This window comes from Streptomyces sp. NPDC088197 (genome assembly GCF_044741185.1).
Taxonomy (GTDB): Bacteria; Actinomycetota; Actinomycetes; order Streptomycetales; family Streptomycetaceae; genus Actinacidiphila.
Window position 1 is genome coordinate 66,422 of the sequence record NZ_JBIUSD010000023.1, and the last position, 22,592, is coordinate 89,013.

Sequence of the window (22,592 nt, forward strand, 5' to 3'; positions counted from 1 at the left end):
GCGCGGCCGGTACCGGCGGCGGCGGTCTGGGTTCGATTCTGACGAGCGGCGGCGCTCCTAGGAGGGCAGGCCGCGCTTCGGCACCAACGGCGTGGTGCGGATCAACGACGACAGGCGGCGACGCAGACGCGCATGAGATCGACATGGCGTCGCGCGAAGAGGTCCGTCCCGGTCACGCACCGAGGATCGCACACCCACCCCGATTCCCACCACGTCCTAGATCGTGTCGATTCGCACAGTGCCGCCCCGGCCTCCCCCGCCCACCCCACTGTTAAGCCAGGTCCCGGCTATTGCTGTAGCCAGATCTTCTTGTTCGCCCCTTCCCGTCCCCGCAGGCTGAGGCCCTATTCGCAGCTCGGCGTCGCCGTCGGGCACTCGATCGGGGAAGTCCATGGGTCTCGAACTCGAAGGAAAACGCGCCGTCGTCACCGGGGGCGGCACGGGCATCGGTTACGCCATCGCCGAGGAACTGGCGCGCGAGGGCGTGCGGGTGGCGATCACCGGACGGCGGGGGGACGTCCTGGACGACGCGGTCGTACGGATCAGGGAGTCGACCGGCGCCGACGTGCTCGCTGTGCGGGCCGACACCGGTGACGACGACTCGGTGCGCGAGCTGGTCGACACCGTGAGAACGGCCTTCGGCGGTATCGACATCCTCGTCAACAACGCCGCCGAGCAGCCCGCGCAGAAGGGGCCGAGCTTCCAGGACGCCGACGACGCCTGGTTCCAACGGCAGCTCAACGTCAAGGTGATCGGCTATCTGCGCACCATCAAGGCCGTCGCGCCGCTGCTGATCGAGAACGGCTGGGGCCGTGTCATCAACATCAGCGGCACCGGGGCCCGTTCGACCGTCTCGGTGATCGGCTCGGTCCGCAACGCCTCGGTGATCGCGCTGACCAAGAACGTCGCCGACGAACTCGGCCCGCACGGCGTCAACGTCACCGTCGTCCACCCCGGTCCCACCCGCACCGAGCGGTACGTCGAGCTGCAGAGCGGGGGCGCGGCCGACGGCGCGGCGCCCGCCGCGCCGGGCAACGTCATCGGCCGGGTGATCGAGCCGCACGAGGTGGCGTGGGTGGTCGCCTTCCTCGCCTCGCCGCGCAGCGTGGCCGTCGTCGGCGACGGCGTCTACGCCGGCGGCGGCGTGCCCGGCGCCATCCACTACTGATCCGACCAGAGTCCAGGAGAGTTCCCATGACCGAATCCGTGGCCCCCGCCATCGCCGTCGACGAGTTGCGCGCGCTGCTCGACGGCGGCCAGGAGTACGCGCTCGTCGACGTCCGTGAGTCCGGCGTCACGGCGGCGCAGGGGTCGATCCTGCTCGCCGTCTCGATCCCGCTCAGCGTCCTGGAGCTGAAGGTGGGGGCGCTGGTCCCCCGCCGTGACACGCCGGTCGTCGTCTACGACGGCGGCGACGCGGAGCTGGCGGGGCGGGGCGCGGCCCGGCTGCGCGCGCTCGGCTACACCGACGTCCGGGTGCTCGACGGCGGCCTCGCCGCGTGGGCCGCGGCCGGGCACAAGGTCCACAGCGGCGGCGATCACGTCATCGGGCAGGCCTTCGGCGAGTGGATCGAGGAGGTGTACCAGACGCCGCACATCAGCGTGCCGGACTTCCTGAGCCGCCGCGCGGCCGGTGAGGACATCGTGCTGCTGGACAGCCGCCCCATCGGCGAGTTCCGCGACCACAGCCTGCCCGGCGGGACGTCGATACCTGGCGCCGAACTCGTCTACCGCGCGGCCGAGGCGGTGTCGTCGCCCGACACGCTCGTCGTGGTCAACTGCGCCGGGCGCACGCGGAGCATCCTCGGCGCCCAGGTGCTCATCAACGCGGGCCTGCCGAACCGGGTGGTGTCGCTGGAGGGCGGCACCCAGTCGTGGGTGCTGGAGGGGCACGAACTCGACCACGGCGAGACGTCCTCGGTGGCGCCGCCGACCGGCGCGGCGCTGGAGGCGGCGCGGGAGAGCGCGGTCCGCTTCGGCGAGCGCTTCGGGATCGAGCACATCGACGCGGCGGCGCTCGCGGCGTTCGGCAAGGACGACACGCGTTCGCTGTACGTCCTGGACGTGCGCACGCCCGAGGAGTTCGAGGCCGGTCACCTGCCCGGCTCCCTGTCGGCGCCGAGCTGGGATGTCGCGCCGTGGGTGTTCCGGCACGTCGGCACGCACCATTCCCGTGTGGTCCTCGTCGACAACGACGGCGTACGGGCCGCGGTCGCCGCTTCCTGGATCGCCCAGATCGGCTGGGCGCAGGTGTTCGTCCTCGACCGGGCCCTGGAAGGCGTCGACCTGGAGACCGGCCCGGTGCCGCGGCCCGTCCTCGACCCGCCGTCCGGCGGCTTCGAGACGGTCACCGCGCAGGAGCTGGACGGCGCCCCGGCCGACACCCGGCTCGTGCTCGACGTGGCGCCCAGCCCGGAGTACCGCACCGGCCACGTCCCCGGCGCCCGGTTCGCCATCCGCGCCCGCCTCGCCGCGTCGGCGGCCGAGCTGCCCGGCACCGGGCCGGTCGTGCTGACCTCCTCCGACGGGGTGCTCGCGCGCTACGCCGCCGCCGACCTCGCGGCGGCCACCGACCGTCCGGTGCGGGTGCTCGACGGCGGCACGGCGGCGTGGCGCGCGGCCGGTCTGCCCGTGGAGACCGACCGGGCCGAGTGGCTGCACGCCCCGGAGGACGTCGTCGCCTCCGGCTGGCGCGAGAGCGACCCCGAGGACCGCAAGGCCGGATTCCGCCGCTATCTGTCCTGGGAGCTCGGCCTGGTCGCCGAGTTGGCGCAGGACGACACCGTTCCGTTCAAGAAGTTCGCCTGAGGCACTGACCCCCTGTGAGGACACGCTCATGACCGCCATCGCCAGGCCCCTCACCATCCGGCCGGTCGACACCGCCGCCGAGGTGACGCGGTGACCGGCGCCGCTTCCGTCACCGACACCGCGCCCGCGCCGGATGCGCCGACCGCCACGAGGACTCCGCGGGGCGCGGCGGGGCTCATCGACCTCAGCCCGCGCAACCGCGGGCGCGAGAGCGTGCGCAAGCGGGTCCGCTTCTGGAGCGGCTGGACCCTGCGCGTCGGCGTGCCCGTCGCACTGATCGCCCTCTGGCAGCTCGCGTTGACCTGGGGCTGGACCACCGAGGACGTGCTGCCCTCGCCGAAGACCATCGTCGAGGCGTACCAGTACCTGTGGAACAACGGCTCGCTCCAGGCCGCCGTACCGGTGTCGCTGCGGCGGGCCGGTGAGGGGCTGCTGCTCGGCGGCAGCGCGGGGCTGGTGCTCGGGATCTTCGCCGGTCTGTGGAAGATCGGCGAGGAGATCTTCGACGCCACCCTCCAGATGCTGCGGACGGTGCCGTTCATCGCGCTGGTCCCGCTGTTCGTCACCTGGTTCGGCATCGACGAGCCGTCCAAGCTCGCCCTCATCACCGCCGCGGCGCTGTTCCCGCTCTACCTGAACACGTTCCACGCCGTGAAGGGCGTCGACCAAAAGCTCATCGAGGCGGGCAGGACCTTCGGGCTCAGCGGCTTCCGGATCGCCCGCCGGATCATCTTCCCGACGGCGCTGCCCGGCATCCTCACCGGTCTGCGCTTCGCCTGCTCCTTCTCGCTGCTGTCGCTGGTGCTGGCCGAGCAGGTCAACTCCACCGCCGGGATCGGCTATCTGATCATCAACGCCCAGAACAACCAGCGCCCGGACATCGTCATCGCCGGCATCTGGATCTACGCCGTGCTGGGCATCCTCATCGACTTCGTCATGCGCGGCGTCGAGCGTCTCGTCCTGCCTTGGAGGGCCCGTGTCGGTATCAACTGAATCGCCGGGCGACCTCGCCGCGGACAGCGCGGGATACGCCGTCACCGCGCTGGGGGTCCGACGGGTCTTCGACGGCCGTGCGGTGCTCGACGGGGTCGATCTCCGGCTGCGGAAGGGGGAGTTCGTCGCGCTGCTCGGAGCGTCCGGCACCGGTAAGACGACGTTGCTCCGTATCGTCGGCGGACTCGACACCGCCGACGAGGGGAATGTCGTCGTGCCCCGCGTGCGGTCGACCGTCTTCCAGGAGCCGCGGCTGGTTCCCGCGCAGAAGGTGTGGCGCAATGTCGTGCTCGGCGCGCGGCGTCCGAGAGCCGCGTACGGCAAAGCGCTCGACGCGCTGGCCGAGGTCGGTATCGAGAGCCACGCCAAAGCCTGGCCCCGGACGCTGTCCGGCGGTGAGGCGCAGCGTGTCGCACTCGCCCGCGCGCTGGTCACCGAGCCCGATCTGCTGCTGCTCGACGAGCCCTTCGCGGCCCTGGACGCGCTGACCCGGATCAAGATGCACGACCTGCTGGCGGCGCTGTGCGCCAAGCACGAGCCCGCCGTCGTCCTGGTCACCCATGACGTGGACGAGGCGATCCTGCTCGCCGACCGTGTCCTGGTCCTCTCGCGCGGTTCGATCGCCCTGGACCAGCGGGTCGAGATCGACAAGCCCCGCCACCGCGACGATCCGCGGTTCCTCGAACTGCGGGCGGCGCTGCTCGACCAGCTCGGCGTGGCCCGCACCGTCGGCGGCGGCGGCGAGGAGGTGGCCGCCGGCCATTGACGGCCCTTCAGATCAGAGCACCACGAACCGTCTTCACCCGACACATCCCGAGGAAGTCATCGCACATGTACAGCACCGGCAAGCACTCCCCCTTCGTCCAGCGCACGTTCACCGCCTTCGCGGCCGTCGCCCTCGCCATGGTCGCCACCGCCTGCGGCGGTTCCGGCGACGCCTCGACCTCCGCGAAGAACGCGGGTTCCGCGTCGAACGGCGGCTCGACGGGCGGTTCCTCCGCCGCCGCCGCGGTCGACCTGTCCGGCGTCAACCTCACGATCAGCTACCAGACCGCCGACTTCCCCGCGCTGCTGAAGGAGTCGGGCCTGTTCGAAGACACCCCGTACAAGTACAAGGTCCCGATCATCGCGGGCCCGGCGAACCAACTGGCGGCGCTGTACGGCAAGCAGATCGACGTCGGCCAGGTCGGTGAGAACACCGCCGCCTTCGAGGCCGCCAACGCCTCGGCCGACTGGACGAAGACCGGCGCCCCGATCCAGGGCTTCGCGGTGACCTGGACGCCCGACGCGCCCTACCCGGCCGCCGTGTACGTGACGAAGAGCTCCGGCATCACGACGCTCGCCGAGCTGAAGGGCAAGAAGATCGGCTACAACTACGGCGGCAACATCTACGCCGCCTACGTCGTCGCGCTGGAGAAGGGCGGCTTCGGCCCCAAGGACGTCCACGGTGTGCAGTTCCCGAGCAACCAGGCCGCGGCCAACGCATTCAACGCCGGGCGCCTGGACGCGGTCGTGACCAGCTACAGCAACGTGAAGAAGCCCGTCGACGCCGGAAAGGCGATCAAGATCGCCGACAACGCGACGCTCGGCATCCTCGGCGGCAGCGGCTGGATCGCCAGGACCGAGGTGCTCGACGACCCGGCCAAGCTGGCGGCGCTCAAGGACTTCTACGGCCGGCTGCGGACCTTCTACGAGCAGTGGATCCCCGGTCACGAGACCGCGTACGAGAAGGTCGAGCAGCAGGTCCTCAGCCAGACGCCCGACGTGGCCAAGGTCAACTGGGAGAACGCCCGGCACTCGACCTTCTACAAGATCGGTGACCCGGAGTTCCTGCGGATCCAGCAGGCGACCGTCGAGGCCGCGTACAAGTACGGCGGGCTGAAGACCAATGTCACGTCCAAGCTCGGATTCAACTACACCACGGCGCTGGACGACGTGACGACCGGCTGACACGGCGCCGCTCCCGAACCACCGGCTGAGGAGTAACCATTGACCGACATCACTCGACGCAGGCTCGGCACCGAGGGGCTGGAGGTCTCGGCCCTCGGCCTGGGCTTCATGAGCTTCGCGCAGTCCACCGACGCCGACGAGCGGCACAGCGCGTCGGCGTTGGTGGGCGAGGCGATCGACCTCGGCATCGACTTCTTCGACACCGCCGACATCTACGGCCCGGCCATCAGTGAGACGCTGCTCGGGCAGGCGGTCAAGGGCCGCCGTGACGGCCTGGTCATCGCCACCAAATTCGGCAACCCGCTCGACCGGGCCACCAACCCCGACGCCCGCCCCATCGACGGCCGTCCGGAGTACGTACGGTCGGCGGTGGAGGGCTCGTTGCGGCGCCTGGGCGTCGACCACATCGACCTCTACTACCAGCACCGCGTCGATCCGGCGGTGCCGATCGAGGAGACGGTCGGCGCGCTGAAGGAGCTGGTCGAGGCGGGCAAGGTCCGCTGGATCGGCCTGTCGGAGCCGGGTCCGCGGACCCTGCGCCGCGCCCATGCCACACATCCGGTCACCGCGATCCAGAACGAGTGGTCGCTCTTCACCCGCGACATCGAGGCCGAAACGCTCTCCATCGCGCGGGAGTTGGGCATCGGCATCGTGCCGTTCTCGCCGCTGGGCCGCGGGTGGCTGACCGGTCGGCTGCGCAGCCGCGCGGATCTGACGGGCCGTCGGCTGGAACACCCGCGGTTCGCCGAGGAGGTCTTCGACACGAATGTGAAGCTGGCCGACGAGGTCGTCGCCGTCGCGGCCGAACTCGGCGCCGAGCCCGGTCAGGTGGCCCTCGCCTGGGTGCTCTCGCGGGGTGAGGACGTCGTGCCGATCCCCGGCACCCGGCACGCCGCGTATCTGCGGGAGAACGTCGGCGCGTGCGACGTCACGCTCACACCGGAGCAGGCCGCGCGACTGGCCGGTATCGCCGAGCGGGTCGAGGGCGACAGGGCGCTGCGGCCCGGCGCCATCGGGGCAGAGGCGCGCCTGCCGGACGCCGCCGGTTCCTGATCCGGCGGCAGCCCGAAGAGCCGCCCGGCGTACCGGCCCCGTGGGATGGGGGTCGGTACGCCGGGCGGCTCCGTCGCGCCGTGCTGCCGTGCGGCCTCAGACCGAGGTGGCCGCCGGGATGGGCAGGCCGAGGTTGCCGCGCAGCGTGCTCGCCTCGTACTCCTTGCGGAAGATCCCGCGCCGCTGGAGCTCCGGCACCAGGTGGTCGACGATGAGGTCGAGGCCGTCGGGGTAGAGGTCGTGGTTCAGGTTGAACCCGTCCGCGGCGCCCTCGGTGAAGTACGCCTCCATCTCGTCGGCGATCTGTTCCGGGGTGCCCACCACCATGCGGTGACCGCCGCCGGCGATGTGCCGGTCGAGCAGGTCGCGCACCGTCAGGTTCTCATTGCGGGCCGACTGGAGCACGGAGTTGGCGAAGCCGTAGCTGCTCGGCTTCCACTCCGGCGAGTTGATCAGGTCCCAGGGCGGCTGCCGGTCGAGCTCCAGGCTGTCCACCGGCAGGCCGAGCTGCGCCGCCAGCGACGTCAGGGCATCGGTGGTGTCGGTGCTCAGACCGGCCAGCAGGTCGCGGCGCTCGCGCGCCTCGGCCTCGGTGCTGCCGATGACCGGCCACAGTCCGGGCAGGATCAGAACGTCGTCGGGGTCGCGGCCGTGAACGTCGCGGGCCCGGGCCTTCACCTTGGCGGCGAAGTCCTTGCCCTGCTGGAGGTTGTGCGCGGCGCAGAAGACCGCGTCGGCGTACTTCGCGGCCAGGTCGATGCCCTGCTCCGACGCGCCCGCTTGCAGGACGACGGGGTGGCCCTGCGGCGAACGCGGCACCTGGTACCAGGTCTTGACCCGCAGGTGCTCGCCGACGTGGTCGACCTCCCGCACCTTCGTCAGGTCGGTCAGCTCACCTGACGCCTTGTCACCGACGAGCGCGTCGGGGTCCCATGACTCCCACAGCGCCCTGATCACCGCGATCGCCTCGTCCGCGCGGCCGTAGCGGGCGTCCCGGTCGGGGTGCGCGTCGAGGCCGAACTGGGCCCCGGCGCGCGGCGACTGCGTGGTGACGACGTTGACCGCGGCCCGGCCGCCCGAGACCAGGTCGAGCGAGGAGCCCAACCGGGCGATGTGGTAGGGGTGGCGGTAGGTGGACGACACGGTCGCCACCAGGCCGACGTGCGTGGTGGCGCGGGCGATCGCGGTCAGCACGACGAACGGGTCGATCGCGTTCCACGGCCTGGTGAAGTCCTGCTGGGAGAATCCGAGGGTCTCGGCGAGGAACACCGCGTCCAGCAGGCCGCGTTCCGCGGTCCGGCCGAGGTTCTCCCATTCGTCGATGTCGAGGAAGCCGAGCGGGTCGTCGCGCAGGCGCCAGCCCCCCGGTGCTCGGCCCAGCGCGTTGGCGTTGACGTTCAAGTGCAGTCGGCGTGTGCTCACTGGTGGCGGTCTCCTGATCAGGCCGTGCGCGCGGTGGCGCGGCTCGCGTCGGTCACCAGGGGCGGAAGCCCGTAGTGGCCGCGCAGCGTGGTGGACTCGTACTCCCTGCGGAAGATCCCGCGCCGCTGGAGCTCCGGCACCAGGTGGTCGACGACCTGCTCCAGGCCGGAGGGGAAGATGTCGAAGTTGATGTTGAAGCCGTCGGCGGCGCGTTGGGTGAACCAGCTCTCGATCTCGTCGGCGACCTGCTCGGGCGTGCCGACGATCGCGTTCTGCGCGTTCGCGCGGCGTTCGAGGACCTCGCGCACGGTGAGGTCGCCCTGGCGTGCCACGGACAGCACGCCGTTGGCGGCGCCGACGCTGCGCGGGCTCCACCGCGGCGAGTTGATGTAGTCCCAGGGCAGGGCCTTGTCCAGGCTCAGCAGGTCGACGGGGACGCCGAGTTGGACGGCCAGCGCGCGCACTGCGGCGTCGTCCGCCTCCACGGGGCCGACCAGATCGGCGCGGCGCCGGATCGCCTCGGCCTCGGTGCCGCCGAGGGTGATGTTGAGGCCGGGAAGGACCAGGAGTTCGTCGGGGTCGCGCCCGTGGGCGGCGGCGCGGGCCTTCAGCCCGCGGTAGAACTCCTGCCCGGTCGACAGGGTGTTGGAGGCGCAGAACACGGCATCCGCGTGCTGCGCGGCCAGTTCGATGCCCAGGGGCGACGCTCCGGCCTGGACGATGACCGGCCGCCCCTGCACGGAGCGCGGGAACTGGAACCGCCCCCTGAAGCCCACGTGTTCGCCGTCGAAGTCCACCGTCGGGACCCGGCCGTCGTCCACCAGTTCGCCCGTCGTGGGGTCGGCGACCAGGGCGTCCGGGTCCCAGGAGTCCCACAGCCGCTTGACGGCGTTCAGCACCTCTTCGGCGCGCCCGTACCTGACCTCGCGTGCGGGAAGCGGTCCCCGCCCGTACAGGGCCGCGGCCGCGTCCTCGCCGGAGGTGACGATGTTGACCGCCGCCCGGCCGCCGGAGGCGATGTCGAGCGTCGCGGCGCGGCGCGCGATGTCCCACGGCTGGTAGAAGGTCGCGGACAGGGTCGTCACCAGACCGATGTGGCGGGTGGCGCGGGCCACCGCCGTCTGGAGCATGAACGGGTCGAAGGCGTGCCACGGCTTGCTGAAGTCGGTGGCGCCGAGGTGGTCGGCGAGGAAGACCGCGTCCAGCAGGCCGCGCTCGGCGATCCGCCCGAGCTTCTCCCAGGAGGCGACGTCGAGGAACCAGGTGGGCGGAGAGCTGTGCCGCCAGCTGTTCGGCGGTTTCGCCAGCCCGTTGGCGTTGACGTTGAGGTGCAGGAATCGTTCGGTCACGGCCCCATGCTTGGGCGAACCGCTCCGGGGATGAAGCCGAAGCGGCTACCGGTTCACTTAAGCTCCCCTTCGCGGTCCGCGCCAGGGCCGGGCCGCTGCCGGCCTGGTGCCGGGCCGTTGTCGAGCCGGTGCCGGGCGGATGTCAGGTCGGTGCCGGGCCGAGACCGGGCGGCCCGTGCGGTCAGCCCGCCAGTTCCCTGATCAGCGGGACCGCGCGGGAGAGCCGGACGGTGCCGTACGCGATCAGGCCGACGGCCGCCAACTGCGGCACGACCCACCAGCCGGTACGGATGTGCTCGCCGTAGACGGTGATGCCCAGCGCCAGGCTGACGGTGGCGTCGCCGAGGGTGAGGGCGGGCTGCGAGGCGATGATCGGCCCGGACTGGAGGGCGCTCTCCAGCAGGAAGATCGCGGTGACGCCGCACAGCGCGAAGCCGTAGGTCTGCCAGGCGGTCAGGAAGGCGACGCCGCCGTGCGCGGAGAAGGTGTCGGCGGCGGACTTCATCAGCGCCGCGGTGAGCGCGTTGGCCACCGCGGAGGCGGCGCCCAGCAGGGCGGCCCTCGGCGCGCCGGAGGGCCGGTGGCGGGCGATGACGACCGCCCAGCCGATGGCGCCCACGCAGAGCAGGACGGCGGGCACCCAGTGCGCCATGGACGCCTGGGCGCCGCCGCCGCCCGGCGCCGCGGCGCCCAGGGCGAGCGCCAGACCCGCGACCATGCAGGCGACGCCGCTCCAGCCCGCGCGCGGCAGGGCGCGCCCGAGCAGCGGCACGCTGAAGAGCAGGGCGAGCGGAAGTTCCAGGATGAAGACGGGCTGCGCGAGGGCCAGCGGTCCCGCCACCAGGGCGAGGGCCTGGAAGGCCGCGGCGCCCGCCACTCCGCAGATGCCGAGCAGCCACACCGGCTGCCGGATCATCGCGAGCATCTGACGCGGGCGCATCGCGTCGTTGGGCGGCACGGCGAGCGCGGCCTTGCGCTGGAGGACGGTTCCCACCGCGTTGCTGGCCGCACCGAGCAACGCGAAGAACACACACAGCACCAGCAGGGTCGGCCTCCCGTGACGTAACTCCCCTGGCGCAGCGTAGGCGGCGCGCGGCGCCGACGCACACGCGGGTGGGGGTCACGGGCCTTGCTTCACCCGTTCGCGGGGGCGGCCCGGTGCTCCCGCCTGCGCGGGAGCACCGGGCCGCCGTCACCGTGGGTTCACGGTGAGGGGATCAGCGGGTCAGGGATAGGACACGACATTGCTGGGGGTGGTGTTGGACGCGGTGACCGCTCCGGTGTCGTTGATGACGTGGGTGATGGTGCCCACGCCGCCGAGCGAGACGGTCAGCGCGCTGTGGAATTTCACGCCGGAGGTGTTGGGCACCTCGAACGCGTGGTAGCTGTTCACCGCCGGGTTGACGTTGAAGTAGCAGTAGCTGCCGAGCCCCCACGCCTCATGGGTGGTGACGTTCGCGCCGACCTTGTAGGCGGCGTATCCGTTCTGCCCGTTGGGGTTGACCCAGGCGGCCTGGTTCGGCGGGTCGTACGGCATCTCGTTCTGGAAGAAGATCGTCTTGCCGCCCTGACCGTTCCAGACGACCTCGTACTTCTGGTAGTGCTCGACGAACAGACCGGTCGCAAGCACATTGGCGCCGTTGACGATCAGACCGGTGTCGGCGGTGTTGGACGTCCAGCCGACGCCGCTGCCGTGGTCGGCGCGCCAGGCCCAGATGTGGTCGATGATCGTGTTGGCGCTGTTCACGATGAGGCTGGTGGTGGCCTTGCCCGCGACCTGGCCGCCGATCCGGAAGAAGACGTCCTGGATGGTGGTCGGGTTGGCGGCGTGGCTCGCGGTGGAGCCGGAGGGGCCGACAGTCAGCAGCGCGGCGGAGTTGGTGGTGCCCGCGTCGAAGAGCAGACCCTTGAGGCGTACGCCGTCCACATCGGCGACCTGCATGGCGTTGACGCCGTTGTCGGGCACGAACGTCGGGTAGCCGATGCCGAGGATGGTGGTGTTGGCCTTGGTCACGTTGAGCGTCTGGTTGAGGTGGTAGACGCCGGGGGTGACGAAGAGGTTGCAGCCCTGGGACAGGGCGGTGTTGATGGTCGCGGCCGTGTCCCCGGCCTTGACCACGTAGAACTGGCTCATCGGCAGCGAGGTGCCGGGGGTGCTGCCGTTGGCCCAGCTCGGTCCGGACGCGTTGGTGCGCAGCGACGGCAGGAAGACCCGGTACTTGCCCGCGCTGTCGACGTACAGGTACGGCACGTCACGGGAGACCGGGGTGGTGGCCAGCGTGGTCTCCGGCGGGTTCGGGAAGGTGTTGGCCGGGGCGCCGTTGACGCCGGAGAAGACCATGTTCCACACGCCGCCCGCCCAGCTCCCGAGGTTGCTGTCGCGGGTGTACCACTGCTGCTGCGAGACGGACGCGGCCTGGCCGCTGACCTTGGTGTCGGCGATGTAGCCGCCGCTGGCGTAGCCGTAGCTGGCCGGGTAGAGCGCGAGCCCGCCGTGCACGTCGATCCGGCGGAAGGGCGCGGCCTGTGCGACGGCCCAACGGTCGGTGCCGCTGGAGGGGTTGATCGCCAGATTCTCCGCGGACCGCCAGAAGTTCTGGGTCGCGTTGCCCGCGTCGGAGGCGTTGAAGGCGTCCACGGTGACGTCACCGTTGATCGTGACGTCGTCGGGGTTCTGGCCGAGACCGGCCACCGAGGTGTAGAAGCCGACGTTGTCGGACACGTTGTACGTGCCTGGCTTGAAGAGCTGCGCGACCCGGTTGTTGCTGAACTGCGCGGTCTGGGTGTCCTTCTGCTGCGCGAACTGCGCGTCGAGCTGCGCCTGGATGGTGGCGCTGGACATCGACGGGTCGTAAATGTGGACGTTCGACCCGAAGTTGGGAGTGTCCGACTGCGTCGGGCAGCTCGCCGAGGTCGAGCCGATGGTGTAACTGGCGGTGGCCACGGCCGAGTTGGTGGACCCGGACTTGATGCCGATCGCCTTGACCGTGGTGCTCGCCGAGATGTTCAGCGGCGCGCTGTAGAGCGTGGAGGAGGCGGTCGGCGTGGAGCCGTCCAGCGTGTAGCGGATGCTCGCGCCCGAGGTGGCGTCGGATATCGTCACGCTCTGCGCCGAGCTGAAGGTGCCGCCCGCCGGGCTGAAGGTCGGCGTGGCGACGGTCGTTCCGGTGCCGCCGGTGCCGCCGCCGGTCGTACTCCCGCTGCCCTGGGTGTACGAGAAGTGCGGCGTGTCGTACTGCGGGCCGCTTTTCTCGTACGTGAACCAGTAGTCGAGCACGGTGCCGGTGGTCAGCGAGCTGACGGTCTGGGTCCAGACGCCCGCGTTGTTGGTCATCCGGACGTTCTGCTGATTCGCGCCGTTGACCAGGTAGTGGACGTCGACGTAGGCGGCGGCCGTGGTGGGCTTGAACGTGATCTGCGCCTGCGTGGAGTTCAGTTGGGCGACGCTCTGCGTGTAGTCGGACGCGTCCGCCGAGGCGGTGCCGACGGTCTGGGTGAGGCCGATGATCCCGGCCAGAACGAGGACGAGGGCCCCGAGCAGGGCGACCACGCGTCGCTGCCGACGCGGCGTGCCCTCGGTACGGGCCGGGAGGATGGATCTGCGCATGTGTGGGGGTCCTTTCGCCTGGGTTCGCGAAGTGAACACCAGGGTCAGCGCGGAGATGTGGGGGTGGATCGCGCTCGGCACTGCACATTCAGAGCCAAGGTCCCGCCTTGGCCCTTTGATTCAGTCTCTTGAAAACGCTCTCAATCTGCGGATGGCGGTAATCCCGAATCCGTAAGGCAGTGTCAAGTGGCCATGGCGAGCCGTCAAGCACATGCACCGGATTCACACAGTGAACGATTCGAGTGGGGCGTGCGGGAGACGTGGGGTCCGTGGTGCGCCGCCCAGGTCACGCCTCGTCCGCGGTCATCCCTGCCCCCGCTCACGCCCGCCCCGCTCACGCCCTGCCCGCGTCGTCGCGGGCCAGGAACGGGCGCAGGAGCGCGAGCAGGGCGCGCGGCCGGTGCAGCGGGATGATGTGGCCGCAGTCCTCGATGAGGTGTGCGGTGAGATCGTCGGCCAGCGGGCGCAGTTGGCGTGCGAGCACGTCGCCGACCGGCTGGGCGCCCAGGGCCATCGTCGGCACCGTCAGGCGGTGGGCGGCGACCGCCTCACCGATCCGCGCCGCGCTCTCGGGCAGGGCGCGGTAGTACGAGAACGCGCGGCTCAACGCCTCGCGGCCGGTGTACGCGCGCACGAACGCGTCCCGAAGTGCGGGGCGCACTCCCTCACCGAGCGTGCCGGAGCGCAGGAACCAGTCGACGTACTCGGCTTCGTGACCCTCCAGCACGGTCTCGGCGAGGCCGGGCGCCGCGCGGTGGAAGCCGAACCACCACGGCGGTCCGGCGGCGAGGAAGTCCTCGGCGCCGGGCAGCGCGCCCAGCAGGGATTCCATGACGACCAGGCGGCGGACGAGGCCGGGGTGGCGCAGGGCGAGGAGGAAGGCCGCGGGGGCGCCCGCGTCGATGCCCACCACCGCGGCGGACGACACGCCGAGCGCGGCGAGGAGCGCGGCGGCGTCCTCGGCCAGGGTGCCCGCGTCGTACCCGGACGGGGCAGGACCACTCGCGCCGAAGCCGCGCAGGTCGGGCGCGATGACGCGGTAGCGGCCGGTCAGATCGGCCATGACGTCCGTCCACACCTCCCAGGTGTGCGGGAAGCCGTGCAGCAGCAGGACGGCGGGACCCGATCCGGCGAGGGCGACGTTCAGTTCGACACCGTTGACGGGCACGCGGCGCAGTTCGGGCATGACGGGACTCCAGGAGTGGTAACCAATGGTGACAAGATCACGCTAGGGAACTAACCTGGTCCGCCCAAGACGGCACTTTCCCCTCAGGTGGTGAGCCCCAGGTGACCACGTCCGGGCCCGACGCATCGGGCACGTACGGGCCGCGGCCCGGCGACCGCGGTGACCTGCTGGATCCGCGCTGCCCGACCCGCCAACTGCTCGACCGCATCGGCACCAAGTGGACGTCGATGGCGGTCAAGACGCTGGCCGAGCAGGCTCCGGGCGAGGTCCGCTTCGCCGAACTGCGGCGCCGCATCCCCGGCATCTCGCAGAAGATGCTGTCCGCCACCTTGCAGAGCCTGGTCCGCGACGGCCTGGTCACGCGCCGCGTGGAACCGACGGTGCCGCCCGCCGTCCACTACCGCCTCACCGACCTCGGCCTGTCCCTCGAACACCCCCTCGCCGCCCTGCGCGACTGGGCCGAGACCCACATGCCGGAGATCGACCGCAACAACCGGCTCGCCGACGGGCCGTCTCCCGACTAGGGCCTGTCCGGCGGATCATGGGCGGTCCAGGCGGCGACCGGTGCTCCCCCGGACTCCGGCCGGTGGGACCCGCTGAGCGGAAGGCGCCGGGATGCCCGCACAGCGGAGCCATTCGGGTATTCCGGCAACGCGACGGGCGTGCGTGCCAGGCGCCGAAGGGGCCATTCCCGATCCGCCGGACACGCCCTCGTCGTATTGACCTAGCGCCCGCGCGGACGACGGTGACAGGCGCCGTTGCTCAGCGCTGGGGGCTCAGGCCCGCCACCGACAGGTCGAAGAGTTGGCGGGCGCGGGCGGCCGGGTCGGGGGCGTGCTCCGTGGCCAGGGCGATGCCGACCAGCAGGGTGATCAGGTCGAGGGCGGTGACGTCCTTGGCCACCGCGCCGTCCCGCGCGGCGCGGCGGAGCAGCGGACCCGCCGCTTCTTCGAGCGTGGCCGAGCAACTGTTGTTGTGCACCGGGTCGACTCCGGCGGCGTTGTAGGACAGCGCGGTGGCCAGGCCGCGGGCGGAGACGCAGTAGGTGAGGACGTCGCCGAGCCACTCCAGCAGCGCGCCGCGGCTCTCGCCTTCGCCGGTCAGCTCGTGGGCGCGGACGCGCAGGGCCTCGATCCGCTCCCGGGAGACCGCCTCCAACAGCGCTTGGCGGGTGGGGAAGTGCCGCCGCACGGTCGCGGAGCCGACTCCCGCCGTGCGGGCGATCTGTTCCAGCGAGGCGTCGGCGCCGTGCGCGGCGACTTCCTGCTGGGCCACGGCGAGGATGCGCGTGTAGTTGCGCCGGGCATCAGCGCGCTGGCCATCCGGCATGGCCTACCTCCATGGTTGCCAAGTGGCGGGGTCCGCCATATCGTACCCGGAAGAGAAACGGCGGGCCCCGCCGTTTAGCGTCTCCCCGCACGAGCACCCGAGGAGCATCATGTCCGCACGCCCCGCACCGGTCCTGGTCACCGGCGCCACCGGCCGCCAGGGCGGCGCCACCGCCCGCGCCCTGCTCGCGTCCGGCGTCCCCGTCCGCGCCCTGGTCCGCGATCCGGCCGCCGACCGGGCCAAGGCCGTCGAGGCGCTCGGCGCCGAACTGGTCACCGGCGACCTGCGCGACCGCGGCTCCGTGGTCCGGGCCGCCGAGGGAGTCCGCGCCGTCTTCTCCGTACAGATGCCCGAGATGACGGCGGAGAGCTTCGACTTCGAGGGAGAGGTGACGCAAGGCGTCAACCTCGTCGAGGGCGCGAAGGCCGCAGGAGTGCCGCAGTTCGTGCACACCTCCGTGACCGGCGCCGGTCAGCACACCGAGACGCCCGGCTGGGCCGAGGGCCGCTGGCCTTACATGGAACCCGTCCTGGGCGCCAAGAGCGCGATCCAGGACGCGGTCCGCGCGGCGGGTTTCCCCCACTGGACGCTGCTCAAGCCCGGCTTCTTCATGGAGAACTTCCTTCCGTCCATGGCGTTCCTGTTCCCGCGCGGCATCGAGGGCGGCCTGGTGAGCGTCCTCAGGCCGGATACCCATCTGTCGCTGATCGCGGTGGACGACATCGGCCGCGCCGCTGCGGCGGCCTTCGCCGATCCGGAGCGGTTCGACCGGGTCGAACTGGAGCTGGCGGGCGACTATCTGTCGATGACTCAGATCGCCGACGTCCTCTCGCGGGCCCTGGGCACGCACCTGCCCGCGCCGGACATGACAGAGCAGGAGGCGCTCGCCGCCGGAATGCCGGCTATGGGCGCCTCGCATGAATGGCTCAACGCGGTCGACCAGCCGGGCCGCCCGCAGTACGCGCGGGACCTCGGCATCCCGCTCACCGGCTTCGAGGAGTGGGCGCGGCAGCACATGGTGGCCGCGGCCTGAACCGCGCCCGCGAGGCGAGCGAGCCCGCACCGCGACCGGCCGGAGCCCGCGGTGAGCCGTCCCCTCAGGCGCCGGGGAGGACGGCCGCGACGACCTTGCGGATCGCGGCGGGTGCCGGCGGCGGTCCGTCGCGGTCGGCGAACAGCAGATGGCCGGCGCCGATCAGGGTCGGGGCGAGGAGAGCGGCCTCGGCCGCCGCGTCGAGCGGCTGCGGCGGCTGCGTCCTGGTCGCGACCGGCCCACCGACGAGGGCGAAGAACTCGTCTCGCCCAGCCGGAGCGCACATGCTCCGGCCGTCCGAGCCGGGCTGGGACGGCACCTGCCGCCGCCTCGTGGCGACCTGTCTGCGGGGCCCGCGGCGTGAGCCGTGACCGACCCCGATGGCCCCGCGCGCCTCGGCCGGCGGAAAACCACAGGCCGCGCGGCGGCCCAACTGCCTATATTCCTGGCCATGCCCCAGATCGAACTGCTCCACCCGGACCACTCCCCCGCGCTGCTCGCCTTCGAGCGGGAGAACCGGGCCTACTTCGCCGCGACGATCCCCGACCGGGGCGACGACTTCTTCGCCCGCTTCGACGACCACCTCCGTGACCGGCTGGCCGAGCAGGAGACCGGCGCCTGCTACTTCCACGTCGTGACCGGTACCGAGGGCGACGTCCTCGGCCGGATCAATCTCGTCGACGTCGCCGACGGCGGCGCCGACCTCGGCTACCGGATCGCCGAACGCGCCGCGGGCCGGGGCCTGGCCACCTGGGCGGTACGGGAACTGTGCCGCACGGCCGCCACCGAGTACGGGCTGACCGTCCTGCGCGCCGGAACCACCCTCGACAACGCGGCCTCCCGAGCCGTACTGGCCCGTACGGGCTTCACCGTCGTCGGCGAGCACCAGTTCTCCGGCCGCCCCGGCCTGACGTACCGCCGCGCCCTCACGCCGTAGCGGACGGGGAGAGCTGTTCGCGCACCCACGCGGGATCGGGGTTGGTGTACGGCCGGCCCGCGACGACGACGGTCGGGACGGTCTCATTGCCCTCGTTGACCGCCCTCACCGCCTCCGCCGCGGCCGGGTCACGCCAGATGTTGACCCAGTGCAACCGGCGGGCCCTGCGGCCGAGTCGGAAGCGCAGGCGCAGGCAGAATTTGCAGCCCGGCCGCCAGTAGACGATCGGCCGGCCGTCGGCGGCGCTGAGGCGCTGCGCCTCGGACGCGCCGATCGACCGGGGGAAGACCAGAGGCGAGTTCAGCCCCGCGAGCAGCACGAAGGCCAGCAGGAAGGTCGCGGCCCGGCCGGGGCTCCCGCCGAGGATCAGCCCGGTCGCGGCGGCCACGCCGCAGAGGACCAGCAGCATCGGCAGGAACCACGCACGCATCATGATCAGGCAGCTTATCGGTGCGGTGAACCGCCTCGCGGTCCAGGCCGCGGCTCGCCCGCGTACCCCCGTACAACCGGGCAACCGGGCAACCGGGCAACCGGGCAACCGGAGTCGGCCTCGCGCGCGACGCGTCGCCTTCGGTCGATGACGCCGGTATTCGGTTTGCCGTCGGCCGACGGGCTCGGATAGGAAACGTGCATGCTCAAGGGGAACAAGGTCGGGCTGAGGGCTCGGCACGCGGATGACATCCCGGTCCTGCGGACCGAGCTCTACAACGACGTGGTCAACGCCGCGCGAGCGGAGGGCGGCCCGTGGCGGCCGGTCTCGCCCGAGTCGAAGGATCCGCGGCTGTTCGTGGACGACAAGGAGGAGGGGCACGTCGCCTTCTCCGTCGTGGAGTTGGACGGCGGCGCCCTGGTCGGCACCGCGACGCTCTGGGGTATCGACACCCACAACCGGTCGGCGCACATCGGATTGGGCCTGTTGCCGTCCGCTCGCGGGAAGGGCTACGGGACGGACGTGGTCGCGGCCCTGTGCCAGTACGGCTTCGTCGTGCGCGGCCTGCACCGGTTGCAGATCGAGACACTGGCGGACAATGACGCGATGCTGCGCTCCGCCGAGCGGAACGGCTTCGTCCGCGAGGGCGTGCTGCGCTCGTCCGCGTGGGTGATGGGCGAGTTCCTTGACGAGGTCCTGCTCGGGCTCCTGGCCGCGGACTGGAAGCCGTAGCCAGGAGCCGCTTGAGGGCGCGGCACGGGCCGGTTTCACATGTGCTGCCCGTGGTGGTCCACGACGGCGGTGAGGAGCCGGGCCAGCTCGGCGCGCTCCGGTTCGGACAGCGGGGCGAGCACCTGGTCCTCCACCTCGGTCAGTAGTCCGTCGAGCTTCAGGAGCCGGCGGCGGCCCGGCTCGGTGAGCGCGATGATGTTCTGCCGACGGTCGGCGGGGTTGGGCGAGCGTTCGAGCAGCCCGCTCTCGGCCAGTTCGTTGACGACCGCGACCATGTCGCTGCGGTAGATGCCCGTACGGCCGCTCAGTTCGGCCTGGCTGGCGGGCCCGAACTCCTCCAGGGTGGCGAGCACCGCGTAGTGCCATTTGCGGGCGCCCTCCCGCGTCAGCTCCTCGTTCACCAGGCGGTCCGAGCGGATCGCGGCGAGCGACAGGAGCCGGGTCCGCAGATTCCGCAGCCGCGCCGGAGTGGCCGCGACGGTGGCCTGCGGTGCGGTCGGGGGTCCCGTCTCACGTGCGCCGTTGCTCATGCCGCGATCATACCCTTTGCGTTAGTGCCACTAACGGATTATCTTCGACGCGAGATAACCGTTAGTGTGACTAGCGATGCGGAGAAGCGTCATGCCCGTGACGAAGGTGCTCGATTCGACGATGTTCCACGAGGAGACGGGCAGCGGCACTCCCGTCGTCTTCCTGCACGGCAATCCCGGCTCGTCCCACCTGTGGCGCAAGGTGCTGCCCGCGATCGACCTGCCCGCCCGCCTGCTCGCGCCCGACCTGATCGGCATGGGCCGCTCGGGCAAGCCCGACGTGCCGTACCGGTTCGCCGACCACGCGCGCTACGTGGACGCGTGGTTCGACCGGCTGGACCTGGACAAGGTGGTGCTCGTCGGCCACGACTGGGGCGGGGCCCTCGCCTTCGACTGGGCGGCCCGCCACCCCGACCGGGTCCTGGGTGTGGCCTTCTTCGAGACCATCGTGCGGCCGATGTCCTGGAGCGAACTGGCCGAGGGACCGCGCTCGCGCGCCGAGACCATGCGCGGGCCGCAGGGCGAAGCCCTGGTGCTCGACCGGAACGTCTTCCTGGAGTCGGCCTTCACCGGCGGGGTGCTGCACCCGGTGGGCGAGGACGACCTGCGGGCCTACCGGGCGCCGTACCCGACGCCCGAGAGCCGCCGCCCGATCCTCGCGTGGGCCCGCTCACTGCCGCTGGACGGCGAGCCGGCCGATGTCACCGAGCGCGTCGAGCAGTACGACAAGTGGCTCGCGAGCAGCGATCAGGTCCCCAAACTGCTGCTCACCTTCGACTCCTCGCCCACCTTGCTGATCGGCCCGGAGACGGCGGACTGGTGCGCGGCGAACATCGCGGCCCTGGAGACCCGGCACTGCGGTCCCGCCGGGCACCACGCCCCGGAGGACCAGCCGCAGGCGATCGCGGACGCGATCACCGCGTGGGCGCGGCGGCACGCGGTGGTCACCGGCCGCTGAGCGTGCGGCCCGGCCATTCCCGCGCCGGGCCCGTACGGGAAATCAGTTGCGCCCGGTGGCCTCGTGTCAGCAGGGTGCGGGGGTGATCGGAACGGGGACCGCACCGGCCACGGACGTCGGTCGAGCCGCGACCGTATCGGCGTCCCCTCCGTATCCGCCAACCGTATGCGCTACCCGCATTCGCTTCCGCAGGAGGATTCGCCGTGCAGCGTTCTGAAGGCCCGGCCGTCACGGAGATCCCCGTGGCGGGCAAGGAGGCCGGCCCCTACGGCATCGCGGCAGGACCTGACGGCGCCCTGTGGCTCACCCTCGCGCAGAACGGCAGCGTGGCGCGCCTCACCCTCGACGGCGAATTCAGCGAATTCCCGCTGGACTCGCCCGAGAGCCGCCCCACGGTCATCACTGCGGGCCCGGACCGCGCGCTGTGGTTCACCCTCCATCTGGCGAGCGCGATCGGCCGCGTCGGCACCGACGGCGCACTGCGCTCCTACCGGCTGCCGACGCCCGACAGCGGCCCCTTCGGCATCACCACCGGCCCCGACGGCGCGCTGTGGTTCACGCAGATGAACACCGACCGGATCGGCCGGATCACCGTCGAGGGAGAGATCACCGAGTACGCCCTTCCCGTACAGGGCGGCTGTCCCTCGGCGATCACCGAAGGCCCGGACGGGGCGCTGTGGTTCACGCTCAACCAGGCGAACGCGATCGGCCGCGTCACCGTCGAGGGCGCGGTCGACCTGTACCCCCTGCCGACTCCGGGTGCCGCGCCGGTCGGCATAGCCAGTGACGGCGCCGCCTTGTGGTTCGTCGAGATCGCGGCGGGGCAGATCGGCAGGATCACGACGGACGGGCGGATCGAGGAGTTCCCGCTCCCGGACCGTACGGCCAAACCGCACGCCGTCGTCGCGGCCGGCGTCGGGGACTGCTGGTTCACCGAATGGGGAGCCAACCGCATCGGTCACCGCGCGGCGAGCGGCGAGATCACCGCGTACGACCTGCCGACCGCTTCATCGGAGCCGCACGGCATCACCGTGGGTCCGGACGGCGCTGTCTGGGCGGCCCTGGAGGTGGGAGCCGTCGCACGGCTCGCGCCCTGAGGTGAACCGCCGCCTCGGCGGGGCCGGGCGGGTCGTCACCGCGCCCGCGCGGAAATCCCCTCGACAGACCGCGCCTCGCCCGCTGGAACAGTCGCGGTCGTCCGAGATCGCCAGCCACATCGATCGCACCGCCTCAAGGAGCCGTCCTGACCACGCAACACACCCCGGACACCGCGGACTTCCGCCCCGCGATCGACACCGCGCTGGTACGACGGCTGGTCGACAGACAGTTCCCGCGGTGGGCCGGACTTCCCCTGGAACCGCTCGGCGCGGCCGGTTCCGATCATGTGATCCACCGACTGGGCCGCGAGTTGTCCGTCCGCCTGCCCCGCCACCGCGGCGCCATCGGCCAGGCCGCGAAGGAGGCCCGGTGGCTGCCACGGCTCGCCGCGCACCTGCCGCTGGCGGTCCCCGTACCCGTAGCTGTCGGACGGCCCGACCTCGGCTATCCGTGGCCGTGGGCGGTCACCCGGTGGCTGGACGGCGAGGTGGCGACCGTCGAGGGGCTCGGCGAATCAGTGGGCGCGGCGGTCGAGTTGGCGGAGTTCCTGCTGGCCCTACAGCGATTCGCGCCGCCGGAAGCGGTCGCGGACGGGCCAACGGGCCTTGCGGCGAGCCCGTTGGCCGCGCGGGACCGCGCGACCCGGGCCGCCGTCGCGAGGGTCGGCGACACCTTCGACGCGGCGGCGATGGCCGGCCTGTGGGACGCGGCGCTGCGCGCCCCCGCGTGGGGCCGGCCGCCGGTCTGGGTGCACGGCGACTTCCACACCGGCAATCTGCTGACCGTCGACGGCCGCCTCAGCGCGGTCATCGACTTCGGCGGCCTCGCCCTCGGTGACCCGGCCTGCGATCTGATGGTCGCCTTCACCTTGATGTCGGCCGGGAGCCGGGCCGCCTTCCGCGCCACACTCGGCGTGGACGACGCCACCTGGACACGCGGTCGCGGCTGGGCACTGGCCACCGGCCTGAACGCCTACGTGTCCTACGCCGCCGACGATCCGCGAGTCGCCGCACAGACCACCCGCCAGATCACCCAGGCCCTCACCGGCTAGGTGTATTGATCACGAGCGTTGTTGACATGTGCCGGTGCTTGATCATGGCGAAGACCTCCGGTGTGGTGGAGCTGTCTAGGACTGCACCGCACGGAGGTCTTCGTGTCCCACCGTAATGCCCGGCTG

21 protein-coding genes and 2 pseudogenes are annotated in these 22,592 nt (G+C 71.6%); 13 read left to right on the plus strand and 10 right to left on the minus strand.

Annotated elements, in window-relative coordinates; genetic code table 11:
• Positions 1 to 391: 391 nt before the first annotated feature.
• The 6 genes from ACIOC1_RS33490 to ACIOC1_RS33515 all read left to right on the plus strand — a co-directional run bounded on the left by ACIOC1_RS33490 (position 392) and on the right by ACIOC1_RS33515 (position 6,804).
• Positions 392 to 1,168 carry an SDR family NAD(P)-dependent oxidoreductase gene (locus tag ACIOC1_RS33490; protein ID WP_401720650.1) on the plus strand — a complete coding sequence of 259 codons (777 nt, stop codon included), beginning with the start codon at positions 392 to 394 and terminating at the stop codon, positions 1,166 to 1,168.
• Between the two features lie 26 nt (positions 1,169 to 1,194).
• On the plus strand, positions 1,195 to 2,808 hold the full coding sequence (locus ACIOC1_RS33495) for a rhodanese-like domain-containing protein (protein ID WP_401858078.1): 1,614 nt from the start codon (positions 1,195 to 1,197) through the stop codon (positions 2,806 to 2,808).
• Positions 2,809 to 2,898: 90 nt separating this feature from the next.
• Positions 2,899 to 3,801 carry an ABC transporter permease gene (locus ACIOC1_RS33500; protein WP_401858081.1) on the plus strand — a complete coding sequence of 301 codons (903 nt, stop codon included), beginning with the start codon at positions 2,899 to 2,901 and terminating at the stop codon, positions 3,799 to 3,801.
• Positions 3,785 to 4,567, plus strand: coding sequence for an ABC transporter ATP-binding protein (locus tag ACIOC1_RS33505; RefSeq protein ID WP_401858084.1), 783 nt, complete (start codon positions 3,785 to 3,787; stop codon positions 4,565 to 4,567). Before ACIOC1_RS33500 ends, ACIOC1_RS33505 begins: the two co-directional genes overlap by 17 nt.
• A 65-nt stretch (positions 4,568 to 4,632) precedes the next feature.
• Positions 4,633 to 5,751 carry an ABC transporter substrate-binding protein gene (locus ACIOC1_RS33510; RefSeq protein ID WP_401858087.1) on the plus strand — a complete coding sequence of 373 codons (1,119 nt, stop codon included), beginning with the start codon at positions 4,633 to 4,635 and terminating at the stop codon, positions 5,749 to 5,751.
• Positions 5,752 to 5,799: 48 nt separating this feature from the next.
• A complete protein-coding gene (locus tag ACIOC1_RS33515) occupies positions 5,800 to 6,804 on the plus strand; it encodes an aldo/keto reductase (protein ID WP_401858108.1) in 1,005 nt (334 codons plus the stop codon).
• Positions 6,805 to 6,900: 96 nt separating this feature from the next.
• Here ACIOC1_RS33515 and ACIOC1_RS33520 read toward each other — a convergent pair whose 3' ends face one another.
• From ACIOC1_RS33520 to ACIOC1_RS33545, 6 genes and pseudogenes are all read right to left on the minus strand, one after another.
• A complete protein-coding gene (locus ACIOC1_RS33520; RefSeq protein WP_401858090.1) occupies positions 6,901 to 8,226 on the minus strand; it encodes an NtaA/DmoA family FMN-dependent monooxygenase in 1,326 nt (441 codons plus the stop codon).
• Positions 8,227 to 8,243: 17 nt separating this feature from the next.
• On the minus strand, positions 8,244 to 9,575 hold the full coding sequence (locus ACIOC1_RS33525; protein WP_391052422.1) for an NtaA/DmoA family FMN-dependent monooxygenase: 1,332 nt from the start codon (positions 9,573 to 9,575) through the stop codon (positions 8,244 to 8,246).
• A 181-nt stretch (positions 9,576 to 9,756) separates the two neighbouring features.
• Positions 9,757 to 10,620, minus strand: a complete 864-nt coding sequence (locus ACIOC1_RS33530; protein WP_355347646.1) for a DMT family transporter — start codon at positions 10,618 to 10,620, stop codon at positions 9,757 to 9,759.
• A gap of 180 nt (positions 10,621 to 10,800) precedes the next feature.
• The gene (locus ACIOC1_RS33535; RefSeq protein WP_391164289.1) at positions 10,801 to 12,678 is read right to left on the minus strand and encodes a chitobiase/beta-hexosaminidase C-terminal domain-containing protein; all 1,878 of its coding nucleotides are present in this window, start codon (positions 12,676 to 12,678) and stop codon (positions 10,801 to 10,803) included.
• A gap of 135 nt (positions 12,679 to 12,813) precedes the next feature.
• Positions 12,814 to 13,182 (minus strand): annotated as a pseudogene (locus ACIOC1_RS33540) (hypothetical protein); the annotation flags it as partial.
• A 334-nt stretch (positions 13,183 to 13,516) separates the two neighbouring features.
• A complete protein-coding gene (locus tag ACIOC1_RS33545; RefSeq protein WP_391052428.1) occupies positions 13,517 to 14,368 on the minus strand; it encodes an alpha/beta fold hydrolase in 852 nt (283 codons plus the stop codon).
• A 101-nt stretch (positions 14,369 to 14,469) separates the two neighbouring features.
• On the opposite strand from ACIOC1_RS33545, the gene ACIOC1_RS33550 reads away from it, so the two are divergent.
• Positions 14,470 to 14,892, plus strand: coding sequence for a winged helix-turn-helix transcriptional regulator (locus tag ACIOC1_RS33550; protein WP_391052430.1), 423 nt, complete (start codon positions 14,470 to 14,472; stop codon positions 14,890 to 14,892).
• 238 nt (positions 14,893 to 15,130) lie between these two features.
• On the opposite strand, the gene ACIOC1_RS33555 is transcribed toward ACIOC1_RS33550, so the two are convergent.
• Positions 15,131 to 15,697: a TetR family transcriptional regulator gene (locus ACIOC1_RS33555; RefSeq protein ID WP_391052431.1), complete on the minus strand. Its 567-nt coding sequence runs from the start codon at positions 15,695 to 15,697 to the stop codon at positions 15,131 to 15,133.
• A 109-nt stretch (positions 15,698 to 15,806) separates the two neighbouring features.
• Here ACIOC1_RS33555 and ACIOC1_RS33560 point away from each other — a divergent pair, with 109 nt between their 5' ends.
• On the plus strand, positions 15,807 to 16,730 hold the full coding sequence (locus ACIOC1_RS33560) for an NmrA/HSCARG family protein (RefSeq protein WP_401858095.1): 924 nt from the start codon (positions 15,807 to 15,809) through the stop codon (positions 16,728 to 16,730).
• Between the two features lie 64 nt (positions 16,731 to 16,794).
• On the opposite strand, the pseudogene ACIOC1_RS33565 reads toward ACIOC1_RS33560, so the two are convergent.
• Positions 16,795 to 16,923 (minus strand): annotated as a pseudogene (locus ACIOC1_RS33565) (TetR/AcrR family transcriptional regulator); the annotation flags it as partial.
• A 258-nt stretch (positions 16,924 to 17,181) separates the two neighbouring features.
• Between ACIOC1_RS33565 and ACIOC1_RS33570 the strand changes: the two are divergent.
• A complete protein-coding gene (locus tag ACIOC1_RS33570; RefSeq protein ID WP_355347546.1) occupies positions 17,182 to 17,667 on the plus strand; it encodes a GNAT family N-acetyltransferase in 486 nt (161 codons plus the stop codon).
• Here ACIOC1_RS33570 and ACIOC1_RS33575 read toward each other — a convergent pair.
• Positions 17,657 to 18,100 (minus strand): glutaredoxin domain-containing protein, encoded by a 444-nt coding sequence (locus tag ACIOC1_RS33575; protein WP_355347549.1) that lies wholly within the window; start codon positions 18,098 to 18,100, stop codon positions 17,657 to 17,659. The genes ACIOC1_RS33570 and ACIOC1_RS33575 overlap by 11 nt on opposite strands.
• Positions 18,101 to 18,298: 198 nt before the next feature.
• On the opposite strand from ACIOC1_RS33575, the gene ACIOC1_RS33580 reads away from it, so the two are divergent.
• On the plus strand, positions 18,299 to 18,829 hold the full coding sequence (locus ACIOC1_RS33580; protein ID WP_391052441.1) for a GNAT family N-acetyltransferase: 531 nt from the start codon (positions 18,299 to 18,301) through the stop codon (positions 18,827 to 18,829).
• Positions 18,830 to 18,864: 35 nt separating this feature from the next.
• On the opposite strand, the gene ACIOC1_RS33585 is transcribed toward ACIOC1_RS33580, so the two are convergent.
• Entirely contained in the window at positions 18,865 to 19,359 is a 495-nt protein-coding gene (locus ACIOC1_RS33585) for a MarR family winged helix-turn-helix transcriptional regulator (protein WP_401858098.1), read from the minus strand.
• A 91-nt stretch (positions 19,360 to 19,450) separates the two neighbouring features.
• Here ACIOC1_RS33585 and ACIOC1_RS33590 point away from each other — a divergent pair, with 91 nt between their 5' ends.
• The 3 genes from ACIOC1_RS33590 (at position 19,451) to ACIOC1_RS33600 (ending at position 22,466) form a co-directional block, all read left to right on the plus strand.
• Entirely contained in the window at positions 19,451 to 20,317 is an 867-nt protein-coding gene (locus tag ACIOC1_RS33590) for a haloalkane dehalogenase (protein ID WP_401858101.1), read from the plus strand.
• A 203-nt stretch (positions 20,318 to 20,520) separates the two neighbouring features.
• The gene (locus ACIOC1_RS33595; protein ID WP_401858104.1) at positions 20,521 to 21,414 is read left to right on the plus strand and encodes a virginiamycin B lyase; all 894 of its coding nucleotides are present in this window, start codon (positions 20,521 to 20,523) and stop codon (positions 21,412 to 21,414) included.
• Between the two features lie 146 nt (positions 21,415 to 21,560).
• Positions 21,561 to 22,466, plus strand: coding sequence for an aminoglycoside phosphotransferase family protein (locus tag ACIOC1_RS33600; RefSeq protein WP_401858112.1), 906 nt, complete (start codon positions 21,561 to 21,563; stop codon positions 22,464 to 22,466).
• Positions 22,467 to 22,592: the final 126 nt, after the last annotated feature.

Coding starts and splice junctions, on each gene's coding strand:
- ACIOC1_RS33490 (WP_401720650.1), top strand. CDS start 392: ATGGGTCTCGAACTCGAAGGAAAACGCGCCGTCGTCACCGGGGGCGGC.
- ACIOC1_RS33495 (WP_401858078.1), top strand. CDS start 1,195: ATGACCGAATCCGTGGCCCCCGCCATCGCCGTCGACGAGTTGCGCGCG.
- ACIOC1_RS33510 (WP_401858087.1), top strand. CDS start 4,633: ATGTACAGCACCGGCAAGCACTCCCCCTTCGTCCAGCGCACGTTCACC.
- ACIOC1_RS33545 (WP_391052428.1), bottom strand. CDS start 14,368: ATGCCCGAACTGCGCCGCGTGCCCGTCAACGGTGTCGAACTGAACGTC.
- ACIOC1_RS33555 (WP_391052431.1), bottom strand. CDS start 15,697: ATGCCGGATGGCCAGCGCGCTGATGCCCGGCGCAACTACACGCGCATC.
- ACIOC1_RS33560 (WP_401858095.1), top strand. CDS start 15,807: ATGTCCGCACGCCCCGCACCGGTCCTGGTCACCGGCGCCACCGGCCGC.
- ACIOC1_RS33570 (WP_355347546.1), top strand. CDS start 17,182: ATGCCCCAGATCGAACTGCTCCACCCGGACCACTCCCCCGCGCTGCTC.
- ACIOC1_RS33575 (WP_355347549.1), bottom strand. CDS start 18,100: ATGATGCGTGCGTGGTTCCTGCCGATGCTGCTGGTCCTCTGCGGCGTG.
- ACIOC1_RS33580 (WP_391052441.1), top strand. CDS start 18,299: ATGCTCAAGGGGAACAAGGTCGGGCTGAGGGCTCGGCACGCGGATGAC.
- ACIOC1_RS33585 (WP_401858098.1), bottom strand. CDS start 19,359: ATGAGCAACGGCGCACGTGAGACGGGACCCCCGACCGCACCGCAGGCC.
- ACIOC1_RS33590 (WP_401858101.1), top strand. CDS start 19,451: ATGCCCGTGACGAAGGTGCTCGATTCGACGATGTTCCACGAGGAGACG.